The organism is Okeania sp. SIO2F4 (assembly GCF_010672385.1).
Taxonomy (GTDB): domain Bacteria; phylum Cyanobacteriota; class Cyanobacteriia; order Cyanobacteriales; family Microcoleaceae; genus Trichodesmium.
Window position 1 is genome coordinate 1 of sequence record NZ_JAAHGT010000863.1, and the last position, 4180, is coordinate 4180.

4 protein-coding genes are annotated in these 4180 nt (G+C 36.7%); all 4 read left to right on the forward strand.

What is annotated here, in order from left to right; translation table 11 throughout:
- The first annotated feature begins 529 nt into the window (after positions 1 to 529).
- The 4 genes from F6K22_RS34030 to F6K22_RS34045 all read left to right on the forward strand — a co-directional run bounded on the left by F6K22_RS34030 (position 530) and on the right by F6K22_RS34045 (position 3973).
- Positions 530 to 823 carry a hypothetical protein gene (locus F6K22_RS34030; protein WP_293108576.1) on the forward strand — a complete coding sequence of 98 codons (294 nt, stop codon included), beginning with the start codon at positions 530 to 532 and terminating at the stop codon, positions 821 to 823.
- On the forward strand, positions 810 to 2105 hold the full coding sequence (locus tag F6K22_RS34035; RefSeq protein ID WP_293108579.1) for a DUF6745 domain-containing protein: 1296 nt from the start codon (positions 810 to 812) through the stop codon (positions 2103 to 2105). Before F6K22_RS34030 ends, F6K22_RS34035 begins: the two co-directional genes overlap by 14 nt.
- Before the next feature lie 369 nt (positions 2106 to 2474).
- A complete protein-coding gene (locus F6K22_RS34040; protein WP_293108582.1) occupies positions 2475 to 3557 on the forward strand; it encodes a DUF6745 domain-containing protein in 1083 nt (360 codons plus the stop codon).
- A gap of 194 nt (positions 3558 to 3751) precedes the next feature.
- Positions 3752 to 3973: a PDDEXK family nuclease gene (locus F6K22_RS34045; RefSeq protein WP_293108585.1), complete on the forward strand. Its 222-nt coding sequence runs from the start codon at positions 3752 to 3754 to the stop codon at positions 3971 to 3973.
- Positions 3974 to 4180: the final 207 nt, after the last annotated feature.

The following is a 4180-nucleotide window of genomic DNA, read 5'->3' on the forward strand; positions in this document are numbered from 1 at the left end:
TCCCCATCTCCCCATCTCCCCATCTCCCTATCTCCCCATCTCCCCATCTCCCCATCTCCCCATCTCCCCATCTCCCCATCTCCCCATCTCCCCATCTCCCCATCTCCCCCAACCATATAATAAGTATTCAACCGTATTTGATATAATACTTTCTGGAAATTAGGTACTGGAGAAAGATTTTATCTAAAAATCTCTTTAATGTTTATGTCAAAAAATTTGAAGGAACTTTATTATAAGTAAAAAAAAATAAATAATTGTAACAATTTTATGATCGATATAAAGTAGTCGGAGAAAGTAAATGGAAGAAATTTTTCTGGGCAAAAGCTACAGATAAAAAATAGAAAACCCTGAAAATACTTATAAAATTCAGTATATAAATGTATAGATTAGTTTGAAAAATGTGGTAAAAAAAAATTTATAAATAAATCAAGTTGATGAATAAATATAAAATGATGTATCCTGTAATTTACAGGGAAATATAATTATCTGCCATTTATAGTTACGATGAGAAGTAGAGAGGAAAATAAGGATGCGACCAATTCGGCAAGGTGATGTTATATTGCAACCAGTCAAGCTAACTTCAGGCAAAAAATTATCCCACCTGACTTTAGCAGAAGGAGAAGTCACAGGACATTCTCACCAGATTACCAGTGGAAATGCGGAGCTATACGAAAAAGATGGCACCCTATACCTAAAAGTTTTGTCAGAAACAGCAAGTTTAACCCATGAAGAACATAAACCTGTCACAATTCCACAAGGAAACTGGATAGTACGCATTCAGCGAGAATACGAACCTATGGGGTGGCGCTATGTGGCAGACTAAAATTGAAAACCTAACAACAGAACAAAAATCATTAATACCAATTTATCGGGAAAAGTGGCAGAAGAATATAGTGTCAATTGACCCGATAGATAGGGAAAGAGCAACAGCGGCAGTAAATGCGGTTTACTCCGCTATGGGAAAAAAAAAACCAGAAATTCTATTTCTCAGTAGTCCAGATGCCATAAGAGAAATAGTGGGGTCGCGATCGCCCCAACGTTTAGTACAAATGTTGGGCGCTCCCTTACTGAGTTCCTTGCAAATTGAACTGTCAAAGGAATTAGAAAGTCAAATTGATAATGCACTTTGGCAGAAACTAGAAAATGACTTGCCCAATGACCAGTTGTTGCGGTTAATGTTTATTTGGCAAGATGCTTTAGGCCAACACGCAGAATTGTTGGGGAAGTTGTGGGTAGAATGGCAAGGTGCTATTCTCAGGCAAATTTGGGAACAGCAGCAAAAGTACTTGCGACAAAAAGTAAGCCAATTTCCTGGAGGGGAACCTCTAATTGAATTGGGCGATATAGTGTGGCAACGAGTTGGAGAACCTTTGTCACACCAATTACATAGAAACCTCTTGCAACCTCTGGCAAGTCAACCCCTAATACGGGAATGGGAAGAAAACATCAAGCAACCTCTACAAGAAATAGGGGGTGCAATGGGGTTGGTTTCCAATATTAGCCAAAATTTGACGGCTAGTTCCATTCAGATGATAGACTTCTGCATTTCAGTGCTTGGGTGTAGCTATGACAAACAAAAATGGTTGGCAGTGCAAGGGTTGGTTCAAGAATGTGGGTTTGTGCTGCAACTAGAGAGTACTTGCTTGGTGTGTGAGAACCCAATGAATATATCTCTAGATGCACAAAACCGTTTTCACGCTGAAGGGGAACCAGCTATAAAATTTATTGATGGCTATCATATCTATGCTTATCAAGGGGTGAAGTTGCCAGAAAAATATGGATTATTACATCCTAACCGATGGCAGGCACGATGGTTATTGACAGAAGAAAATGCCGAGTTACGGCGAGTATTAATTCAGGGAATAGGCTACAGTAGAATTTGTCAAGAGTTACAAGCAATAGAATTAGATAGTTGGCGGGAGTATAGTTTACTGAGAATAGATAATGATATTGATGTTGAACCTATATATCTATTAAAAATGACTTGTCCGAGTACGAATTATATTCATGCTACAAGGGTATCACCAGATGTGAGTACAGCGAGGGAAGCTATTACTTGGATAAACTGGGGAGTCGATCCAGAGGAATTTTTGGTGGAAACTTGAGAAATGTCATTTCAGTTATCAGTTATCAGTTAACAGTACCTCCTACTTCATTAGGAGACTCGATCGGGACTTACTGAAAAATCAAGGTTTAAAGCCTTCTATTTCAAGAGAAAAAGCGGTCGGCAAGCGGAGCATGAGTAGGATGGGATGGATGGGTTATCTAACCAGATCCAATCGACTAAGAGAAGAAAAAAATTTCCTTTTTAACCAATCCTATCTGTTTTAAGAAGAGATAATTATTAATTATTAATTGTTAATTATTAATTATTGAAGCACCCAAATAAGAAACCGTATTTATTGTCCTGATTATTGTTTTCCAAACCAGGAAATTTCGTTGATCGACCTGGTTTCTGTGAATCTTATTGAAAAATGTCACAAAAGCTAACTAATAAACTGACACCCGAGCAAAAAGCTTTAATACGAGTTTATCGGGAAAAGTGGCAGAAAATAGCACTTTCTACCAAACCTATTAACCGTCAAAAAGCTGCAGAAGGAATTCAACTAGCTTATGCTTTGATGGGTGACCCAAATCCAGAAATAGTATTTTCTGATAGTCCCCGTGCAGCTTTTGACATTCTGCTTGAGAAAATTTGGCAACGATGGAAAAGTCAGGATGATTATGGTCATCGTCATATTTTCAAGGATAGGTGGGAACTGCTCAGAAGAGAATTAGAAATGCAAGTTACCCATCAATTATCTACAGAAATAGATAGTCAAATAGCAGAGGGTTCACTACAACCAGAACAACTTTGGAGTCATATTCTTTACTCCCAAATAGAAGAAGAATGGCAGGAGATAATATCAGAAATTTCTATAAAGTTATTGTGTCTTTGGAGTTATCCTATTCCCACAGAATTATGGAGTAGTTATGTCGCTTGGATAGATTTTTGTATTTCTGTTCTTGGCTGCAATTATAATTCAGATGATTGGCAAGTCTTAGAGTCTATTGTCAAACATTGTGGTTGGATATATCCCTTGAGAAATATTTGTATTATTTGCGATCGCCCCAGAAAGTTATTATTAGATGATGAATATCGCCCCCACGCTGTAGAAAAACCAGCAATTGAATTTAGTGATGGTTATAGTTTATATGCTTATCATGGTGTGAGATTACCAGAAGCATACGGAAAATTAAATCCTCAAGAATGGCAGTCAGAATGGCTTTTAACTACAAAAAATTCTGAACTTAGACGAGTCTTAATTGAGGAAATTGGTTATGAGAAAATTTGCCAAGATTTGCAAACTGTAGAAATAGATAACTGGCAAGAATATACTCTTTTAAGAATAGATGATGATGCGGATATTGAGCCAATATTTATTTTAAAAATGATTTGCCCAAGCACGGGAAATATTCATACTTTGAGAGTACCTCCTGATGTTAATTCGGCAAAAGAAGCAGTTGAATGGATAAATTGGGGAATTGACTCAGAAGATTTTTCTATACAAACTTAATTTATGAGAAGATTCAATAATTAATAATTAATAACTAATAATTAATAATTAATAATTACCTCTGCTTAAACAGGAAATTTAAGTTTTTTCCAGCTTTTAAACTTTTTTTCCTTCTTCCTTCTTGCTTCTTCCTAAGTTCTCTAGGTTAACAAGCTAAAATAAGAATAAATCTCTGGAAAAAACAAAATCAAATTATGACAAGTCTTACTAAATGGACGGGAGAAGATTATCATCGTATGATAGATGCAGGAATAATAAAATATCGTAAAGTGGAATTAATTAATGGAGAAATTATTAATATAATTCCAGAAGGACCAGTTCATCGTTTTATAAATCATCGTAAAATTTCGGTAAGTGGGAAACCACCGTCTTTTAAGCGGTGGATGGAAACGACGGGCGCGGATTTTAATGCGTAGTCAAAAAATGTGTTATAATTAACTAACAACTTAAAAAGTAGGCTCAATGGTCTTTTGGCCAGATAGAGTAGTGGCAATTGACACCGCCTAGTAGGGGCGATTCGCGAATCGCCCCTACTGCTGTATACATACTAAGGTAAGGTACTGGCAATGTGGTTGTTTCGAGCAATGTGAAAATCGTGGTTTTAACCCGATAGAAAGCTCCTA